The sequence below is a fragment of the Anaerosporomusa subterranea genome, from assembly GCF_001611555.1.
Classification (GTDB): domain Bacteria; phylum Bacillota; class Negativicutes; order Sporomusales; family Acetonemataceae; genus Anaerosporomusa; species Anaerosporomusa subterranea.
The window spans coordinates 1-19938 of the sequence record NZ_LSGP01000012.1; the positions used below are offsets into that span (position 1 = coordinate 1).

Below are 19938 nucleotides of genomic sequence, written 5' to 3' on the forward strand. Positions count from 1 at the left end.
GAGCTTTCGGCTGCCAGCAGCTCCGCTGCTTACAACCGCCGTTGCCGTTACCGGCGACGCTTATATATGTTAACACAGCCACCCTGACTTGTCAACACACATTTTCTGTTTCCTTGTCGTTACGGATACCGCTCGGCGACTTTTATATACTACCACAGGCCAAATACGTTGTCAACAGTTATACTCTATTACAAACCAGGTACTTAATGGAAAATGACACACACATCTGGAATAATGCGTGTGTCAAATTAATGAATTTCGGTTTTGCCGTTTCCGCCGCCGTCCTCTGGGAATTGAAAGGGCAACTGTAAATAGGTGCTTGGAACATCGCCGACAACGATATATTCAGCAATTGGCACTTGCGTGTTTACAACAATAGCCTTACTTACAAGCGGCACAACGATCCGCATACTGGTTGTTGCTGCAAGGTATACCATGTGCCGAGTCTGATTAATGCCAGCATGTTCAAACTTATCAATAACCTTGACCTCAACAGTACCGACCGGAAGAATTGAGACTTCAATCTTAGGACCGTGGCTAGCAAAAAGTTGGCTGCCGAAGATTTGACCAGTTGGTATGTAGATGTGCTCTTCGGTGATTAACTTTAGCGCTTCTTGAGCTTCCATCGTGGTTTCCGTTGCCAATTTGTTAAAGGCCATTGCATTCGGCTGAATAAGAACTACCCGCCCGCGGTTGTCGAGATGAACATTAACGAGTTGGTTAGGAGATGCTGTTTGACTGACCTTTTGCATAATTACCGTATTGATTGTCTGAGTAGCGATAACTCTCGCCTTGGTTTCAGCTAGTGTCAACAGAGTGGGTTTTAGGTTGGTCTCTATTTGCCAGAACGAATAAATAAAAACGAAGAGTAAGCAGATGATAAACAATGTCTTTTTGGGGAAAATCCGCCTTCGTCTGGTGAGAAATCTCATGCTACTCCCCCCACCGATATATCGTTTAATAGTATATGGGAAGAACCTGCAGAGGGTGCAAATTAAAAGACTGTTCTCTTCATATAGAAGGAAACAGTCTTGCATTGTTTAAATGATTTTTGCGAATCGTCTTTTACCAACCTGCAGTATCATACCTGTTACAGGTTCAATTTCAGCATCCGGATCAGCAGCCTTGTGTCCATCAATTTTTACAGCGCCTTGCTGAATGCTACGTTTGGCTTCACCGTTCGAAGCCGCTAAATTTAGCTGTACTAGCAATTTTGGCAGCCAGATTTTACTTTTATCCGGAACAACAATTTCCGGAATGTTATCAGGCATGTCATGTTGCTGAAATACTTTCACGAATTCAGCTTGCGCTAAGTTGGCCGCTTCCTCTCCATGGTACAAACGAACCAAAGTATGAGCTAAGCGCATTTTTGCATCACGGGGGTGCAGGGCTCCACTTGTTAGTTCCAGTTTAATGTTGGCCAATTCGTCATTAGATGCATCAGTAACCAGTTCATAATATCTTGCCATTAATTCATCAGGAATCGACATCGCCTTGCCATAAATTTCGGTTGGTGCCTCGTTGATGCCGATATAATTACCGAGGCTCTTTGACATCTTATTAACACCATCAAGACCTTCAAGAATCGGCATCATGATGGCAATTTGCGGTTCTTGCCCATATTCTTCTTGGAGATGTCGTCCCATCAATAGATTAAACTTCTGATCAGTGCCGCCAAACTCAATATCCGCCTTCAACGCAACAGAGTCGTAACCTTGCATGAGCGGATAAAAGAACTCATGAACACTAATGGGCCGACACTCTTTAAACCGTTTACTGAAATCCTCGCGTTCAAGCATTCTCGCCACAGTATACTTGGCTGCTAATTTAACAACGTCGGCAAAATTCAATGGTGCCAACCAAGAACTGTTGAATACAACTTCCGTTTTCTCCCTGTCGAGGATTCGGAAGATTTGCTCTTCATAAGTCCGAGCATTAACTTGAATCGCTTCTTCGGTTAATTGTTTGCGAGTCTCACTTTTTCCTGAAGGATCGCCAATGCGGCCTGTGAAATCGCCAATAACGATTATTATTTGATGTCCCAAGTCTTGGAACTGTTTTAATTTACGTAAGACGACGGTGTGGCCTAAATGAATATCCGGCGCCGTAGGATCGAGTCCTAACTTTACCCGCAAGGGAGTCCCGGTTGCAACTGAGCGCCGCAATTTCTCGACTAGCGAAGCCTCAGGCAGGATTTCCGCTACTCCACGTTTAATACATTCTAATTGATGCTCAACTGATTCCATTTTTATATCCCTCACTGTCTTAAAAGCTACTATGAAGACATTCCCTAATTTTGGTACGACTATGTCGGAATTATAGCATAATGCCATCTAAATTGCAATCTAGACAACATCTGTTACCATTTGCCATGTTGTGCTATAATATTTACCATGTTATGAGCAAGGAGGCGCTCCATGAGTTCGACGAACAGCAAACAAGAAAGCAAACCGTCTAAACGTCCCGCGAAAAAGAATTATACCCCATTCATTGCAATTGCTATTATCATTTTTATTGTGATGGTTACCGGGGCTGGGCTAGGCTTTCTTACTGCCAGCATCCATACTGCACCTGGCCTATCAGGAGAATTTCGCCCGGCTGCGTCTTCGCAAATGTTTGACGTAAACGGAAAGCTGATCACAACCATTCATTCGGTTGAAAATCGTATTCCGGTCAGTTTGAGCAAGATTCCTAAAAATCTGCAATCCGCTTTTTTAGCAGCGGAGGATATCCGGTTTTATCAGCACTCAGGTATTGATGTCCGCGCGATTGGTCGGGCAGTTTTATCTAATATCCTTGACCGCGGAGTATCTGAAGGCGGCAGCACGATAACTCAACAACTGGCCAAGAATGCCTTATTGACGCAAGAGCGAACGTTAAAGCGTAAAATCCAGGAAGCAGTACTATCTCTGCAAATTGAACGTCAGTATTCTAAACAAGAGATTTTTGAAATGTACCTAAACCAAATTTACTTCGGCGCGGGCGCGTATGGGGTGCAAGCTGCCGCTCAAGTATATTTCGGGAAAAATGTAGAAGATTTGTCCCTTGGTGAGTGCGCTCTTCTTGCGGGCATTCCCAAAAGCCCTAACTATTATTCTCCCTTAAATAACATTAAAGTTGCTAAAGAACGCCAAATGATAGTATTAGATCAGATGGTGAAGTATGGCTTTATTGACAGCACTACTGCCGGTAAAGCGGCAAAAGCAGAGATAAAGTTGGCTGCTAAGTCAGGCGATCCCTCTGGGGTAGGCGCATATTTCATCGACTATATCACACAAATTCTAATCGATAAGTATGGAGCAGATGCCGTTTACAAGGACGGACTAAAAATCTATACGACTTTGGATATCGATCTACAGAAAACTGCCGAAAAGGTCATGACACAATTACCAACGACCGGCCAAATTAAAGGGGTTAAACAGCCCCAAGGCGCGTTGGTTTGTATTGACCCTCACACCGGTTATATTAAAGCTATGGTCGGTGGCCGAGGCGGCGACCAATTCAACCGTGCCGTCTTGGCAGAACGCCAACCGGGCTCAGCCTTTAAACCATTCGTCTATTTAGCTGCCGTGGAGAATGGCATGACTGCCGCCTCAATCGTCGACGATAAGAAAATCACCTATGCTGGCGGCTGGACTCCGCTGAACTATGATCATAAATTTCGCGGACCAGTTCCGCTTCGCACAGCACTTGAACTATCGTTAAACGGCGTTGCCGTGCAATTGGCCCAACAGGTCGGGCCGGATAAGGCGTTGTACTTAGCGCAGCAAATGGGAATATCCACATTAGTTATGCAGGGATCAGTCAACGATCGTAATCTCGCGATGTCGTTAGGCGGTCTTACTCGTGGCGTTACTCCACTGGAAATTGCCAGCGCTTATGGTGTTTTGGCCAATCAGGGGGTAAGAATGGAACCCACAGCTATTGTCAAGGTAGTTGGTCGTAATGGTCAAGTCCTAGAAGAAAACAAGCCCCAAGGCAAAGCAGTAATTAACGAACGAAGTGCATACCTTCTTACAGATATGATGAAAGGCGTCCTGCAGCGAGGCACGGGAACTGGCGCAAATATTGGACGACCGGCAGCCGGTAAAACCGGTACGACCAGTGATTACAACGATGCCTGGTTCATCGGCTATACACCAGATTTAGTTACTGCTGTTTGGATGGGTAACGATAATAACGAGTACTTGGATGGAATTACTGGCGGCACAATCCCTGCCACTATTTGGCAAGAGTTTATGAGCGCAGCTGTAGCCAAAATGCCTTGGCGCGACTTCCCGCGCCCCAGCGGGTTTGTCACAGCAACAGTATCAACTAAGGATGGCCTATTAGCAAAAGATCCTAAGGATAAAGACGCTCGTACAGAACTATTTATTTCGGGGACACAACCTAATAAAATCTCAACATATGACCCGAAAAAGGAAAAAAAACCAGGCGAAAAAGATCTGCCCGATAGTAAGTCCGATCCCGCTAAGGCAGACGAAAAGCTGCCACCACCCCCACCCCGCGGTGACACAACTGCCCCCATACCACCACCGCCACCACCCGATAAACCGGTTTCAGCCAAACCTGGAACATAATCGTCTGGCAAGCAAAAAAAACACGCGCGAATAACGCGTGTTTTTTTTGCTTTGAGCGCATATACATGTAGTGATTTGATATCTGAACAGTATCGCTCAAATAATGCAGGAACACGCTCACGCGTGTTCCCAGGCATAAGTACCCTTTAGATACAAGTAGTATCTTCTTCTACAAAGAAGAGCAGCAGGATGATGATGATGATGATCCATACACCATTGAATCCGCCAAATCCGCATCCTCTTGCCATTACTGGTTACCCCCTTTATGCTTGTTCAGAGTGCGGCGGCCGCGGCTGTAACGCGTTCGCCAATTTTTTATCCTGTAATCAGGACGCTGACAAGTTTAGATTGAGGTATCTCCCTCGTCAAAGAAGAACAGCAATAAAATGATGATGATAATCCATACCACGCTGGATCCGCCACCGCCGAAACCACACCATCTTGACACTGATCATTACCTCCTTCAAGGTATATTCATAAAGGCGGTTATGTGCCGCGTACACTTTAGCGCCATCCACCTTTCTAGTTCAATATATGGATTTGGAGCGAAAAGTGTTACTAGTGGTCCTTGAGTCGAAAGTTTTTATTGCAACATACGACGAATTTGTTGAGGCGCTTCAGCAGCGGTTTTAAGCGACTGCATCGTATTGGTTAACAAGTTGGTAATGTTGCGAACAGTTTCCACGGTTGCACTCATGGTGTCAATTTTTCGGTCCATACGAACATTACCAGACGACATTGTCAGCATGACCATCATCAATTGTACAGGAAACTCTGGATTATTAATTACCCTGCGCAGCAAACCAGATATAGCATCTGGTCTGACAGGTTCGGCCACTTTTGCTTCTTTGGAAGTTACCTGTGTCGCAGTAGTGGCAACCGCTTGTGGATGTTTTCCACGAAGTCGCCATTTTCGAAGGCGCATAATCTGTCACCCCCCTTTAGGTGGTCTCTATAGGTATTATATGAAACTAGTCTGTAAAAGGAATCCCAAATAGCAAAACCTTATGCGAAAGGAGGAATAATTGTGTTGGAGCAGTTCGGTAATGTAATGGAAATGGTGAAGCGGCTACAGCAAAATGTTGCGAATATGGAGGAACAGTTAAAAAATGAATTGATCGAAGTATCGGGCAGCGATATGGTAAAAGTAACGCTCAATGGGCAGCAGCAAATTGTAGCCCTTGAAATCAATCCCAAATATATTACTCCCGAGTCGGCTACTCTGCTACAAGATTTATTGATTACCACTATTAATAACGGATTCATTCAGTCACGCGAAATGCATAAAACAGCTATGGATAAGTTGGCTGGTGAATTGAATCTTCCTAAAATCCCCGGCCTGTTTTAAGGAGGAACAAGTATGGCGACTGAAACTGCCGATGCTCCAGTTTCCTTATGGAATACGATCTTCCGCATTACGGAGAAGATGGTTAACGACGGAGCGAGTTATGATGCCCTGATCAATATTTTAACTCTGTTCTGCCTGATTTCCATTCTCCAACGCAACACTCATTCAACCTCTGCCGTGGCGGCGCCATCAGCTGTGGGCGGGCTGGGTAAGCTTCTTGGCGACCTAACGAAAGGCGACGGCACGGGTCCCTCGCCAGATGCGTTGATGTCCTTACTCCCTTTGCTCAATAGCCCACAAATGAAGTCTAAACTGAACCCTACGACCATTGCGACTGTTCTCGGTTTAATTAACAGTATGGGAGGAGGCGAAAAGCCCGAAAGCCCAAAGCAGGAGAAGGCTGAACCGAAGGGGGAGCCCCGGGCGCTTCCGGTCGCGCCGGAAGCTGAGGAAGCGCCACACATTATTCCCCGTGATCCGGCAGAAAAAAAAACAGCTAATAGCCGTTATTTAAATTGGAAGTCTAGTTTTTAACTGCAAAAAACCAGCCTAGAAAAGGCTGGTTTTTACTTGCCTAGATATCTTATCACTTCATCAAGACCGCTCAGAAAGGCCCAGGTGTTGTTGCCTACGAGGCTAGTGATAAACCTGAGGGCAGAATGGCAGCCCCACCGCCCCGGCAGCGACGCGTACAAAAGGGTACGCTAGCAATGGGGTGGCGGGGCTAAGTGCGCAACTCTTGGCGCTTTAGCGCATTCGCCGCTCTCGGCCGTCCATGGCCTTCGCGGCACCTGAACGTCCTGTTCAATGGAGTTGGCTGCCTGCCCTGTACGGGTGCAACGCAGATGGGGCTTTATGAGCGTTCTTGACTGTCTTGACTAGCCTCGATCAAAGAATGGACTCTTGCCGCTTACACTCAGCGGAATACCATAGACTATAGTAACCGCTTCCTCGAAATACTCCAGATTTAGTGCGGCGCGGCCGATGGAAAACATGACACGGTTGTCAACCCGGTGCTGCGCAGCCACACTAACGGCCGAGCCGAGAGCTATGCCAAGATCGCCGATACTAACAGCGCACATTCCTTTGTGTTTTACATTTTCAGCACAATTGGCATAGCCACAATAGCCGCAAGGGACAACTCCCATCACGCTAACTTTCTGTCCGAGCAGTATCACAGCTACTGCTTTATCAACACAATTCGCGTCACGCTCAAAGAACTGCGAGCCTGATTCTTTGGCAATCTTTCGCATTTCCGCAGACAGAATATCTTTGTCTCTGCCTGTCACAACGAGTGTCGCCAGATTATCCACACCGCGCCCCTTCGGTGCGGTGCGAGCGGCCAAACACATGAGCTCCGCTACTTGTAAAGCGCCGCGTTCTTCCATCTCGTGACTTTTCACACGCATACTCTCCACCCCTTACATTTCCTTCACGACCAATTCTATCATCCTATGATAGTCAGACCGTTGATAAACGCCCATCTGCGTTGTTAGCCCTGCGGGAGCGCGCTTGCCGTACCCTGCGAACGTACTGTCTGCGCGCGCTTCCTCGGGCTGCCTAGTGATGCTACTCCGTTTTCCTGCGTCGGATAGTTGCTAGTCTCATAGGTAACAACATCTGGACATTTCTCAACGGTCTGGAAAATAGGTTGTCAACAAGCTGTCTATCATCTTATGATAGTCTATTTTAATTTGACCGCAGTTGCGCCATCTCCACCCTCATTTAACTCAGCAATTTGTATACTTTTTACATGATGGTGGTCTTTTAAATAGGCGCGGATACCTTTGCGCAAAGCACCAGTCCCTTTACCGTGGATGACTAAAACGTCTGTTAGGCCTGCCACTACTGCATCATCAAGAAACTTATCGAGTAGGGCCTCACCTTCCTCAACAGTAACGCCACGAATATCCATTTCTCGCGAGGCTGACTGCACTTTGTTGAAATTCACGGCACCGCTTCTATTTGCCTTCGGGGGTATAGCTTCTTCCGCCAAAAGGCGACAATCGGTAATCGGAACATTCATCTTTAGAATACCTAATTGCACAAGGACGGATTCTCCGCTCGTTGATACAACCGTTCCTTGCTGTTGAAGCGAAGCCACCCACACCCTTGTTCCTGGCAACAACGAGGCTGCGTTAGCCCTCGGCAGAGTTGCCCTAGCATCTTCGAGTTGACCATAGTCGCCCATAGCGTTCTTGAGTCTTTGTTTGGCATTAGAAAGAGCTGCACTACGTTCCTTGTCGCTGGTGGCGTTCCATTGCGCTTTTAACTGTTCAATGATCTCCTCTGCTTCACGCCTTGCCTGTCTAACGACCGCAGCAGCATCCGCCTTTGCCTTATTCAATATTTCGGCTTTGCGTGCGGCTAGCGACTCTCGTTCTTCAGCCGAGGCGCGCCGCATCTCATTCGACTGTTGCACAAGCTTTTCTATTTCGTCATTGCGGCGATGGTACTCTTTCTTTTCGTCTTCTAAGGCACGCAGCACCAGTTCGAACTCTCCATGCTCTTTGTTGAGCAACTTCTGGGCCCGCTCAATGACAGAATCAGAAAGTCCCAGTCGGCGGCTGATCTGAAACGCATTACTACTACCGGGCACCCCAATTAACAAACGATAGGTAGGCCTCAGTGTCTGATGATCAAACTCAACACTGGCATTTTCAATCCCAGCACGCGTATAGGCAAAGGTCTTCAATTCGCTAAAATGAGTTGTAGCAATGGTACGCGCGCCCAAATCGTGTAAATATTCGAGAATTGCCATAGCCAGCGTCGCCCCCTCATCGGGGTCAGTACCAATGCCAATTTCATCAATTAGCACTAGGTCTCCGGGCTGCACTTTATTCAATATGCGCACCAAATTAGTCATATGAGCGGAAAATGTGCTTAAACTGTGTTCAATGCTCTGTTCATCGCCAATATCAGCGTAAATTCCTTGAAAGACAGGCATCTCTGCTCCCTCTACCGCTGGAATAAACAGTCCTGCCTGGGTCATTAGTGCGAAAAGGCCAACTGTTTTTAGAGCTACAGTCTTGCCGCCGGTATTAGGACCGGTGATTAGCAGAGTAGAAAAAAGTCTGCCAATATAGATATCGATAGGAACAACGACCGCCGCCGGTATAAGCGGATGCCTGGCCTGCCGCAGATTCACCCAGCCGTCAGTATTGATCTGTGGGCAGTGTGCTTTCATATCCAGAGCTAGTTTGCTCTTCGCAAAACAAAAATCCAATTGGGCCAATACGTCACAATTAGTTTGCAGAACATCGGCGACTTGAGCAATCTTTGCGCTCAGCATTTGCAGGATGCGTTCCACCTCAATGCGTTCAGCGGCTTGGGCCTGCTTTAAGTCATTATTCAGATTGACAACAGCCATCGGTTCGATAAATACCGTCGCGCCACTGGAGGACTGGTCATGCACAATGCCGGGAAAGTGCTGCCGATACTCCTGTTTTACCGGTATGACATACCGATCTCCTCGGATCGTCACCAGCGTTTCCTGGAAATACTTCTGGTATTCGGAGGATCGCAAGATATTCTCCAGCTTTTCGCGAACCCGATGCTGGCCTTGCCGGATCTCTCGCCTGAGTCTTGAGAGCTCAGGCGAAGCATCATCCTGTACATCTCCATTCTCGGCAATTGTATTCTCAATCTCACTTTCGAGACTACGAAGCACCGTGATTTGCATCGCAGCCTCATTCAACAAAAGATAAGGCTTCTGTAGAGAGGCAAAGAAGGTCCGCATGCGGCGAGATGCATACAAAACCGAACCGACTAACTGGATCTCAAAAGGCTCCAAAATGCCGCCGATTCGAGCGCGTTTTAGTTGCGCCCGAATATCGCGAGCCCCCCCTAACGGTACAGACGCCTCAGTGGACAATAGCCGAACGGCTTCATCAGTCTCGTCCAACCTCAGTCTGACAACATGCTCGTCATTCACAGGCAAAAGTGATTCAGCCAATTCTCGTCCCAATGCTGACCCAGTCCGGGCAGCCAGCATCTCACGAACTTTCAGATATTCGAGCGCTCCAAGTACAGAATCATCCATGTTGATCTCTCCTAATCTTTCAAAACCCCTCGAAAATAATGACCGCGTGTAATATTTTCATGCTCGAGGGAAGAAATTTGATCAAGTAATTCGTTGGAAGGCTCTGCCTCAAGTTCAAGCAGGCGACGATACAAGCTCACAATATGTCCCAAGCGCTTAGGTTCTTCTGCCTTGGCTTCAATGCGTAGTACATTTACCCCGATTCGGCCAAACTGCGCTACATGCGGTAGTAAACTGAGTTCCTTCGCATTGAGAATATGCATACGGCCGAATTGATCGGTAACCACAGGGAATCGCTCGCCTTTTCGATCACGCAGCCAATACTGGCGTTGTTCACAAGTAGCCTTGCAGCTTCCGCAAGCCCGTCCGCCAAGTCTGCTGCCAACAATACAATGTTCGGAAGTCATCAGCGGCAGACGGCCGTGCACCAAGCACTCCAGTGTGACCGGAACACGGTCTGTTAAATCGGCAATCTGCGTGAACGTTAATTCAGGCGAAAGAGTCATGCCAACCAAGCCATGCTCCGCATAGAAATTGACTGCGGCAACATTAAATATGTTGAGAGGAAAATCGCCTACTAGCGGCAGATTTGTTATTTGTTTGGCGATTTCTATAGTACCAATGTTCGTGACTCCGATCGAATCTGGCGCCAGCTCAGCAAACAACTCCAGCGTCTTCTTTAATAACGGCGTCTGCCACTCCTTGACAATTCGAGGTGTGGTCAGCACAACTCGTTTATTGCATCGTCGCGCCGCTGCAACGACTTGTCGGTAGTCCTCCGTAGTGATCGGGTGATGGGAGTAGGTTTCGCCGCCGAACAAAATAATGTCGGCTCCCTGTTGTAGCGCCACTTCGGCCTTTTCGACTGTATCAACATTAACTGACAGCTCCGGTCTGGTCCGACTCTTTCGGTCAGAGGACCGTTCTGGCAAAAGTACAGCAGGTTTAACCGGCAGCGGTGGCCGGGAAAATGCCTCAAGCCGTGCCTGTTCAAGTGCCTCAACCGCCCGTCGCCGCGCATCATTAATCTCACTCACCGGTACCATGACTCCAGGTTCAATGTCGGCTGTTAAGCTGTGAAGAGAAAAAGCGGTATTGCCTAACCTGCCCACTTGTTTAGCCACTACGGTGTCGTCTAGCGGTCTATTTCGGGCTGCTTCAGTAATAAATGCAGTCACCGCTTGGCCGCAAAACCCAGTTTCATCTTGGAATGTGACAAGCAACGGTTGACCCTTGTGGGCAGTTACGGATACAGCAACACCGATTTTGCGTCTGCCATCTCCTTCTGCAAAAAAGGATCTTGCCTTTGTTGTCAAACGAATATCAAAGGTCTTAAAGACGCGATCATTCAACTTAACAGAACTCTGAACTGGAATGGCCACTTCGTTGCCGGCTTCAGCAGCTTCAACATCTCTGCCGCTGATCATCAATGAGGTAACCGTGATATTCACCCTGCCGCCGACTTTAACCCAGCACTCGATGATATCGCCTACAGACAGCGGAGCTTCCAGTTTTATAATAGCCAGCCTGCTTTGAGCGTCATAGCCGGTGACACGTCCGATATGAACCCCTCGGTTATTCGGCCGCCGGTCACTCATCATATCCGGACCCTCATTTTTCAGCAAATAGGCGCTAGTAAAGCCCCGATTAAAACTCTGGGCTAGGTCCTTCACTTCATTCGGTAGCACAGAATAGGTTGACGGCGACGCCAAATAACGATCAATTGCCTGACGATATGTATCCACTGCAATAGCAACATATTCCGGTCGCTTCATGCGCCCTTCCAGCTTAAATGATGTAACTCCAGCCTCGATGAGCTGTGGCAGAAGATCAAGCGTGCAGAGGTCTTTCGGACTTAACAGATACTCACCGGCATCTTCTGGTTTGAGAAGTTCGCCCTCACTGCCAACTAAAGAATATGGCAGGCGGCAGGGCTGCGCGCATTGGCCCCGGTTGCCGCTCCGACCGCCAATCATACTGCTCATTAAGCATTGCCCAGAATAACAAATACACAGTGCGCCATGAACAAATGTCTCAATTTCGATCGGCGAATGACGACAGATATATTTAATATCATTAAGAGATACTTCTCTAGCCAATACGACCCGAGTGAAGCCCTGTTTAGCCAGAAACTCCACCCCGGCCAAGTTATGAATCGTCATCTGCGTACTGGCGTGAAGGGGCATGTGTGGAACAACTTTCGCAGCAATCGACGCTACACCGACATCTTGGACAAGAATTGCGTCCACGCCAATTTCGTAAAGAAATCGGAGATAGGACACAAGTGCCGGTATTTCACTATTGTCAACAAGTGTATTCACAGTGATATAAACAGAAACGCCGCGTACATGCGCATAACGAACTACACCTGCTAAAGTCTCATCATCAAAGTTAGGTGCATAGTGGCGCGCGCCAAACATCTTGCCACCAAGATAAATCGCGTTTGCGCCGGCTTCTACCGCGGCCGTAGCCGCCTCTAGGCTCCCCGCCGGCGCCAATAATTCCAACTTTCGATTGGCGTTACTCATGAAGCGCCCCCCTTTTTATATAGGATATCATCGCTGGCGCCAAACCAGTCAGATCATATACCGATTCACCGACAGTTGAAGCCTGTGGGCCAAAAATTAGGCAGGGAACAGGATTCAACGTATGGGTCCTAATACTGAAGTCTTCAAAATTGCCATGATCGCTGGTCACAACCACCAGCAGATCTGAGGAAGCGGCTTGATAAACAGCACAAAGAAATTCGTCAAGAACACGTAGCACCGCTTCTGCCTTCTCCCAATTTTGCTTGTGTCCCCAGCGGTCAGTCTGAAAATATTCAAATAGTGTAAAATGATGGTCTGCTGCGATATTTACCAAACGATGACCTGCTTCAGTCGGAGAGATGAGCGGGGCTTCAATGCTAAATTCGGGTAACATCTGATTAGTAATATCTTGATAAACCGCCCTGCCTGCAAGCATATCAGGCAGGGTTCGCAGTCGCTCATCAGCGGCAAGAATCATCAGTGTTGTTGCTGAATGGCGACGCTTGCGAGCGGCTACCTGGTCCATATAGTTCGGCGTGTACATGTTGGCTGAAGTCACAGCAAAGCCTTGGGGTTTTAAGCGTCCCATGATACCCGACTCACCAATAATCGCAGACAATTGCGGACCAGGGAAGGCCTGGACGTGTCGTCCCATTATTTTTGATGCATTGATGCCGGTAAACAGACTAGTTTGTCCGGTTGCGCTTTGCGGTAGTCCTGCAACGCCTAACGTAGCGTCAATAGGAGCAAAAGAAAGCCTATCGGATCGCAGCGAAGCTATATCCCTACTCAACGGACCACCTAATAGGGAAGGGAAAAACTTTCCTGGAAAGCGGACCAATGGATTAATCGCAGGATCAGCCGGTCCTAAACCAAATCCATCAATAAAAATTAATAATACCCGCATAAGCCACACTCTCTTCAATCCGAAAAGAAGAAGGGCTCCCCCTTCTTCTTTGTTACTCTAGATTCTTCGCTTGCACTTCCGCCTCACCGGTTCGGGGCGCAACAGGCGGTTGCTGTTTAAGCGTTTCTGCAATAAAATGAACATCCTCAAGCGCCTGCTCAATACGTGCCCAGCGCCGCCCCTGGGGGCTTAGCGGATTATCTGTAGAGGAATTCAGATAGGCTTCAAAATCTCCTCTGGTTAGAGGTTCGGTTTCCCAGGTTCGGACCACCGTAAACTCACCGCAGCTTTCCAGTCTGGCCAGTTTAATATCTTTTAGATTTGACAGGTCCATACCTTGCTTATGCAGTTCTTGCCGCAAATCATCATAGTTGAAATGAGTCTTCACGAAATTATCTTTTAAAAGACGACCGTCTTCAATCAGCTCGATGGGGACTCCTTCAACCCACTTGCGCAAGGTGGTACTTTTCAAGGCAAGCCAGCCTAATATCTGCTGCAGTAGCAACAAGCCGACAAGAGTTTCTATTCCCGGCAACAGACTCCTGTCTGTTTCTAGTGCAATAGTCACAACAATATCGCCGATTCCCACCAGCAGCACAAAGTCAAACGGCGATAACTGACCAACTGTGCGGTTTCCCATTTTGCGAACAACAATTAGCGCCGCTGTAAAAATTAGAGCAAGCCGCAATATAATGAGTCCCGCATTGTTGTACTCAAACACAGAATTCGCCTCCTAGATACTAGTATTCGCCGCCTAAGAAAGCGATATTCTGCATCAAAGCACATGAAATAATGCTAGCGCGCCTGCTGTTTCACCATTTCCATCAAAGCGCGGTAATCTGCCTCTAGCTTAAGGTAATCATCCGCTAAATTCATGGCTGTCATAATAGCAATTTGACGAGAGGATAAGCGGGAATTTGACTGTGCAATCTTCTTCATCCGATCATTTAGCCAAACAGCTACCCGCGTAATACGTTCCGCCTCCGCATCCCCCTTAATCGGGTATTGCTCGCCTAAAAACTCAACCGTTACTTTCGTCTGCCGATCATCCATTGTACATCCCCCGCGCACTCCATATGCAGATACTATTCCACGCGGTTGAATCAAAATCCTTCTGGCATCCGTTATACGGCAGTTGATCGATACGTTAGGCCAACCGCAATTTTGCCGACAATTCATTTTCCAACCTGGACACGATTGCCCGACTGTGAATCTCTACTTCCTCATCAGTCAACGTCCGATCGGCCGCGCGGAATGTCAGTGAGAAAGCTAGACTACGCATGCCTGCCTGCACTTGTTCGCCTGCGTAAACGTCAAAGAGCCGTACATCTTGCAGTAAAGGTCCACCACTCACCGTGATTTCCTGGGCAACTCTCGCCGCCGGAATCTGTGCGTCAAGCACAACCGCCAAGTCTCGGCTAATCGCCGGGAAACGGGGCAGTGAACGATAAGTCCCGATCAATGAGGCTTGTTCAATAACCGCTTCCATATCTATTTCGAACGCATAGATCTTACGGTTAATCCCATAAGCGTCAAGCACCTTAGGATGGATTTCACCTACAACCGCCAACTCCTGGCCCTGACGAGAGAAAATCGCCGTTTTCCCTGGATGCATCGCATAGTGCTCGCCTGTAGTCACATCGACGCCGTCGATACCTAAGCCAGCTAAGATTTCTTCCACGGCCCCTTTAGCATCAAAGAAGTCGACCGCTTCCCCTGACTGATTCCACGTCTCACCATGTCTGCGTCCCAGCATAGCCGCCACGAGTTTAATCGGCTCTTGTGGTAGCTCTGTTAGCGGTAATGCCTTAGGCCAATACACTGCACCCAACTCATAAATCTTTAGATTTTCGTTCTTTCGCGACAGATTCAGAGTAATGGTCTGCATGATACCACCCAGTAGAGTGGTGCGTAATACCGGAAACTCATCTGTAATTGGATTCATCACAGGAATTACCTGACGCAGCGGGCTCCCTGCCGCGACATTCAGCTTATCCAAAGTAGATGGATGAGAGAAGCTTAGCGAAATAATCTCATCAAAACCCATCCCAGACATCATGTCCTGCACCAGATCGCGAATGGACTGCTGGTAGCTCTGACGTCCCTGCTCCATTTGCCCATAGGGAGTAGTAGCTGGAATGGCCTCAAAACCCACCACCCTAGCAATCTCTTCGCTGATATCCGCAGGTCTGCTAACATCTGACCGCCAGGACGGTACAGTAACTGAGATCATGTCACCGTGATCTTCCACCTCAAACTCCAAGCGTTCGAGGATATCGATCATCTTTTCCCGCGCAATGTCTGTTCCCAGGTATTCATTGATGAATACCGGCGAAAAATCCAGCTTGCGGGGAAGCTCTAACCGCGGATAGTTGTCTGCCACCGTCGGGCAAACCGTACAGGCTCCCATATCTTCAAGCAATTTGGCAGCGCGATCAAGCGCCCTCACCACATTTGTCACGTCAACACCGCGTTCAAAGCGACCGGATGCCTCAGACCGCAGTCCCAACGCACGGGCGGTGCGCCGAATACTTGCCGGATGAAACGCAGCAGCTTCCAACAGTACAGTTTGGGTAGAGTTCGTAACTTCGGTCACCAAACCGCCCATCACACCAGCCACGCCGACCGCTTGTACCGCATCGGCAATGACCAACATCTCAGGACTTAAATCACGCTTTACCCCGTCAAGCGTTGTTAGTTTCTCGCCAGGTTGAGCCCGGCGAACAATGATGCTGTGACGGGCAAGTAGGTTATAGTCATATGCATGCATGGGCTGACCTAGCTCAAGCATGACATAATTAGTCACATCAACAACATTATTGATTGGCCTCATGCCTGCTGCCCGCAGACGGCGCTGCATCCACAACGGTGAAGGAAACACTCTGACATTTTGCAGCACTCTGCCAGTAAAACGAGCGCACAGCTCAGGTTCTGCAATCGTGATATTAACTAAGTCAACCGTGCGTTCACTGCCGACCTCGCGCAGGTTGAGCATCGGCTTTTTCAAAACACCTTCAGTTAAAACAGCTATTTCCCGGGCCAGTCCCAACATGCTGAAACAATCTGCCCGGTTGGCGGTCAACTCAAATTCCAATGCAATATCATCTAAGCCGAGAACTTCCTTAATGTCCTGACCAACAGGCGTATCTTGCGGCAAAATGAAGATTCCGTCCCTTGCTTCTGCTGAAAGCAGTTTGGCGTCAATGCCCAGTTCCTCTGCCGAACACAGCATCCCTGATGATTCAACGCCACGCAATACTGCCTGTTTAATTTCTTTACCAACAGGCAGCTTAGCTCCAGGCAAGGCAACAGGGACAATTTGGCCGTCACGAACATTGGTCGCGCCAGTCACGATAGTAACAACCTCAGTGCCAGTGTCGGTTTTACAAACAAACAATTTATCAGCATTTGGATGTTGTGTTACAGACAGCAGTTTACCTGTAACCACATTTTCAAGGTTTTCCCCTAAATATTCGATCATCTCAACCGGCACGCCAGCCATCGTTAATTTATCAGCCAATTGTTCTGCTCCCAGATCGAACTCAACGTAATCCTTCAGCCATTTATATGACGCTCTCATTCGTATCCCCCCTTAGAATTGCCGCAAGAATCGGCTATCATTATCAAAGAACAGACGCAAATCGTCAATCCCATATACTAGCATAGCAATCCGTTCAACGCCCATGCCAAAAGCAAAACCACTAACTTGATTGGGATCGAAACCGCTCATTTCGAGCACTCGCGGGTGGACCATCCCTGACCCCAGTATCTCGAGCCAACCAGTCCCTTTACAGACTCGACAGCCTTTGCCTTTGCACATCACACAGGAAACATCAACTTCTGCGCTCGGTTCTGTGAAGGGGAAGAAGCTCGGACGCAGCCTGATATTGACATCAGAACCAAATATTTCACGGGCAAACAGTTGCAGTGTTCCCTTGAGATCAGAAAAACGAATACCTTTGTCAATTACAAGTCCTTCGACTTGATGGAACATCGGCGAGTGAGTCGCATCATAATCGCGACGATAGACCTTGCCTGGGACGATAACCCGAATTGGCTGGTTCGGTTCCGCCGCTTGCATCGTCCGAACCTGAACCGGCGACGTGTGGGTACGTAAAAGTATCTCCTCAGTGATATAAAAAGAATCCTGCATGTCCCGAGCTGGATGATCCTTAGGCAGGTTGAGCGCCTCAAAGTTATAGTAGTCGCTTTCCACCTCAGGACCATCGGCTATTTCAAAGCCCATTCGCATAAAAATTGCTTTAATTCGATTCAGTGTAAGCGTTAGTGGATGCTTATGCCCCAGTTGCCGGCTACGGCCTGGCAGTGTGACATCAATCCGTTCAGAAGCAAGACGCTCATTCAGCTCTGCCGTTTTTAGCTCTGCAGTACGAGCGCTAATCAGTCCCTCTAATTCGGCTCTAATTTCATTGACAATCTGACCGATCAGTGGACGTTCCTCGGCGCTTAGAGCGCCCAACCCCCGCAAGATCGCAGTCAAGCTACCCTTTTTGCCCAGATATTTGACCCGAAAGTCATTCAGACTTTCCACCCCGTTCGTGCGGGAGAATTCTGCAAGCGCTTCCTTGTGCATCGCTGCCAATTGTTCTCTCATGCTACCTCCACCTTTTGCGAATGATTTATAGTAAAACAAAAAAGACTTTCAGCCCCTAAGGGGCGAAAGTCCAACTTCCGCGGTACCACCCAAATTGCGTCAGCCAATGCTGAGCGCCTCTGTCCCAATAACGCTGGGGTGCGCCTGACCTACGCGGAGACCTTCAGTCCGGTCGCTCCAGAGTGAACTTCAGTCAGTCTGTCTTAGACCCGCTTCCAATCTATGGCGGACCCTCCCTGTAAAGCAGTGGCTGACTTACTCTCTCCATCATCGCGTCATGTTTTTTATTGCGTCGTCATTCGACGATATAATAAATACAGTGTAACTGAACCTGTTGCTTCAAACATCCTCCAAACGAAATCGGCAGTAAGCACGTGAGACCACTCCTCTGCTCACAAGTCTGCATTTCATTGTCAGTGTTAGTATAGCATACTGTCAGATAAATTACAAGGATGCTCAGCCGCGCCGTTGGCGGGCAGCCTCGTACAAAATTACGGCTGCGGCTGCAGCCACATTTAACGATTCTGCCTGACCATAAATGGGAATAAATAGGTTCCGATCCGCGTGGGCTAATAGTTCAGTGCTAACTCCCTTGCCTTCATTACCAAAAACGACAGCCAGCGAACCACGAAAATCTGCTTCAAGATAGCACGAAGCTGCCTCCAGCGCTGTCGCGAACAATCGGACCTTCGCCTGTCCGAATGCGGTTAATAAATCAGCATGACAAATGCCAACCGCCAGCGGCAAATGAAAGATGGATCCCATGCTGGCGCGCAGCGCTTTTCCGCTAAAAGGGTCAGTCGACCCTGCAGTTACAATAACAGCATCGGCTCCTGCCGCATCGGCTGTGCGCAAAATTGTCCCTAAATTTCCCGGGTCCTGAACGCCGTCAACAACAACAAACATTTGATTTTCTGCACTAAGCAACTGATTGATTGGTACGACGACCTGGCGGGCGGCGAACAGCACTCCCTGCGGTTGTTCAGTCTCAGCAGCTTTTGCCAACACCGCTTCTGAGACTTGAGTCATTCGACAGCGACGACCGGCTTCCTGAATAAGCTGCGCCGCTCGTTCCTGACTTGCGGCAGATTCAGTGAACAGGCCGAACTCGATCTCCCAACCGGACGCAAGCAGTTCCTCGCATAAGCGGACTCCCTCAACGACGAAGAGTCCACTCTCCTCGCGGCGTTTTTTTTGCTGCAAAGCGGCAGCCAGCTTGACTGCTGAGTTTTGAAGACTGGTCACCGTTTCAGTCATTCCTGCTCCTCCAAACGCTGAACTCCCTCAATGCTGCCGACAATAATTAAAATATCTTCCGCCTGCATGACTTCACTGGGCAAAGGTGGCACAATTAATCGTTCGCTACGTTTCATTGCTACAACGTTGACACCAAATCTGGCGCGCAGATCTGCCTGGGCAAGACTCTTGCCAACATAGGCGGACGGTGTCTTAACTTCGACTAAACTAAGATTGGACGACAACTCAATATAATCTAGCACGTTGCTGGAAACAAGATTATGCGCCACTCGCTGTCCCATATCACGTTCAGGATAAATCACCTTGTCTGCGCCAATTTTCTCGAGAATTTTACCATGCAATTCGTTACGAGCTTTAGCAACAATGCGGGGAACCCCCATTTCCTTTAACAACAGAGTTGTGACAATATTGGCTTGAACATCATCGCCAATTGCCACGATCACGACATCATAATTACGAATCCCCATCGCCTTCAACGAGTTTTCGTCTGTGGTATCTGCTTGTAAGACATGGGTAACTTCATCACTGAATTTCTGCGTCATTTCTTCATCCGCATCTACAGCCAACACTTCATAGCCTAATTGGTGCAAGGTCTTAGCCACGCTGACCCCGAAACGCCCCAGACCAATTACTGCATATTGTCTGCTTTTCACTGCCATTT

At 48.3% G+C, this 19938-nt stretch carries 17 protein-coding genes and 1 other annotated feature; of the genes, 3 read left to right on the plus strand and 14 right to left on the minus strand.

What is annotated here, in order from left to right; genetic code table 11:
* Positions 1 to 248: 248 nt before the first annotated feature.
* Positions 249 to 932 carry a sporulation protein YunB gene (gene yunB, locus AXX12_RS03315; protein WP_066238137.1) on the minus strand — a complete coding sequence of 228 codons (684 nt, stop codon included), beginning with the start codon at positions 930 to 932 and terminating at the stop codon, positions 249 to 251.
* 108 nt (positions 933 to 1040) lie between these two features.
* Positions 1041 to 2246, minus strand: coding sequence for a tyrosine--tRNA ligase (gene tyrS / locus AXX12_RS03320; protein ID WP_066238140.1), 1206 nt, complete (start codon positions 2244 to 2246; stop codon positions 1041 to 1043).
* A gap of 171 nt (positions 2247 to 2417) precedes the next feature.
* Between tyrS and AXX12_RS03325 the strand changes: the two genes are divergently transcribed.
* Positions 2418 to 4580 carry a transglycosylase domain-containing protein gene (locus AXX12_RS03325; protein ID WP_066238142.1) on the plus strand — a complete coding sequence of 721 codons (2163 nt, stop codon included), beginning with the start codon at positions 2418 to 2420 and terminating at the stop codon, positions 4578 to 4580.
* Between the two features lie 583 nt (positions 4581 to 5163).
* On the opposite strand, the gene AXX12_RS03330 is transcribed toward AXX12_RS03325, so the two are convergent.
* Entirely contained in the window at positions 5164 to 5505 is a 342-nt protein-coding gene (locus AXX12_RS03330) for a hypothetical protein (RefSeq protein ID WP_066238144.1), read from the minus strand.
* A 102-nt stretch (positions 5506 to 5607) separates the two neighbouring features.
* Between AXX12_RS03330 and AXX12_RS03335 the strand changes: the two genes are divergently transcribed.
* Both AXX12_RS03335 and AXX12_RS03340 read left to right on the plus strand, forming a co-directional pair.
* The gene (locus AXX12_RS03335; RefSeq protein WP_066238146.1) at positions 5608 to 5928 is read left to right on the plus strand and encodes a YbaB/EbfC family nucleoid-associated protein; all 321 of its coding nucleotides are present in this window, start codon (positions 5608 to 5610) and stop codon (positions 5926 to 5928) included.
* Positions 5929 to 5940: 12 nt separating this feature from the next.
* Complete coding sequence (locus tag AXX12_RS03340) at positions 5941 to 6462, plus strand: hypothetical protein (RefSeq protein WP_066238148.1); 522 nt, start codon at positions 5941 to 5943, stop codon at positions 6460 to 6462.
* Between the two features lie 344 nt (positions 6463 to 6806).
* On the opposite strand, the gene AXX12_RS03345 is transcribed toward AXX12_RS03340, so the two are convergent.
* From AXX12_RS03345 to AXX12_RS03390, 11 genes are all read right to left on the minus strand, one after another.
* Positions 6807 to 7337, minus strand: a complete 531-nt coding sequence (locus AXX12_RS03345) for a ferredoxin domain-containing protein (RefSeq protein WP_066238150.1) — start codon at positions 7335 to 7337, stop codon at positions 6807 to 6809.
* Between the two features lie 275 nt (positions 7338 to 7612).
* Entirely contained in the window at positions 7613 to 9970 is a 2358-nt protein-coding gene (locus tag AXX12_RS03350) for an endonuclease MutS2 (protein ID WP_066238153.1), read from the minus strand.
* A gap of 11 nt (positions 9971 to 9981) precedes the next feature.
* A complete protein-coding gene (locus AXX12_RS03355) occupies positions 9982 to 12498 on the minus strand; it encodes a DUF3656 domain-containing U32 family peptidase (protein WP_066238154.1) in 2517 nt (838 codons plus the stop codon).
* Positions 12491 to 13405, minus strand: a complete 915-nt coding sequence (locus AXX12_RS03360; protein ID WP_066238156.1) for a metalloenzyme — start codon at positions 13403 to 13405, stop codon at positions 12491 to 12493. Before AXX12_RS03360 ends, AXX12_RS03355 begins: the two co-directional genes overlap by 8 nt.
* A gap of 52 nt (positions 13406 to 13457) precedes the next feature.
* The gene (locus tag AXX12_RS03365) at positions 13458 to 14126 is read right to left on the minus strand and encodes a DUF421 domain-containing protein (protein ID WP_066238158.1); all 669 of its coding nucleotides are present in this window, start codon (positions 14124 to 14126) and stop codon (positions 13458 to 13460) included.
* Between the two features lie 74 nt (positions 14127 to 14200).
* On the minus strand, positions 14201 to 14458 hold the full coding sequence (locus AXX12_RS03370; protein WP_066238162.1) for a cell division protein ZapA: 258 nt from the start codon (positions 14456 to 14458) through the stop codon (positions 14201 to 14203).
* 94 nt (positions 14459 to 14552) lie between these two features.
* Positions 14553 to 16985 (minus strand): phenylalanine--tRNA ligase subunit beta, encoded by a 2433-nt coding sequence (gene pheT / locus AXX12_RS03375; RefSeq protein ID WP_066238165.1) that lies wholly within the window; start codon positions 16983 to 16985, stop codon positions 14553 to 14555.
* 12 nt (positions 16986 to 16997) lie between these two features.
* Positions 16998 to 17999, minus strand: a complete 1002-nt coding sequence (gene pheS, locus AXX12_RS03380) for a phenylalanine--tRNA ligase subunit alpha (protein ID WP_407922223.1) — start codon at positions 17997 to 17999, stop codon at positions 16998 to 17000.
* 76 nt (positions 18000 to 18075) lie between these two features.
* Positions 18076 to 18300 (minus strand) — a binding site (T-box leader).
* A 4-nt stretch (positions 18301 to 18304) separates the two neighbouring features.
* Complete coding sequence (locus AXX12_RS20090) at positions 18305 to 18394, minus strand: YqzL family protein (RefSeq protein ID WP_156478578.1); 90 nt, start codon at positions 18392 to 18394, stop codon at positions 18305 to 18307.
* Between the two features lie 82 nt (positions 18395 to 18476).
* Complete coding sequence (locus AXX12_RS03385) at positions 18477 to 19277, minus strand: TrmH family RNA methyltransferase (protein WP_066238174.1); 801 nt, start codon at positions 19275 to 19277, stop codon at positions 18477 to 18479.
* Positions 19274 to 19936, minus strand: a complete 663-nt coding sequence (locus AXX12_RS03390) for a potassium channel family protein (RefSeq protein ID WP_066238176.1) — start codon at positions 19934 to 19936, stop codon at positions 19274 to 19276. The genes AXX12_RS03385 and AXX12_RS03390 overlap by 4 nt, the downstream gene beginning before the upstream one ends.
* Between the last annotated feature and the right edge of the window lie 2 nt (positions 19937 to 19938).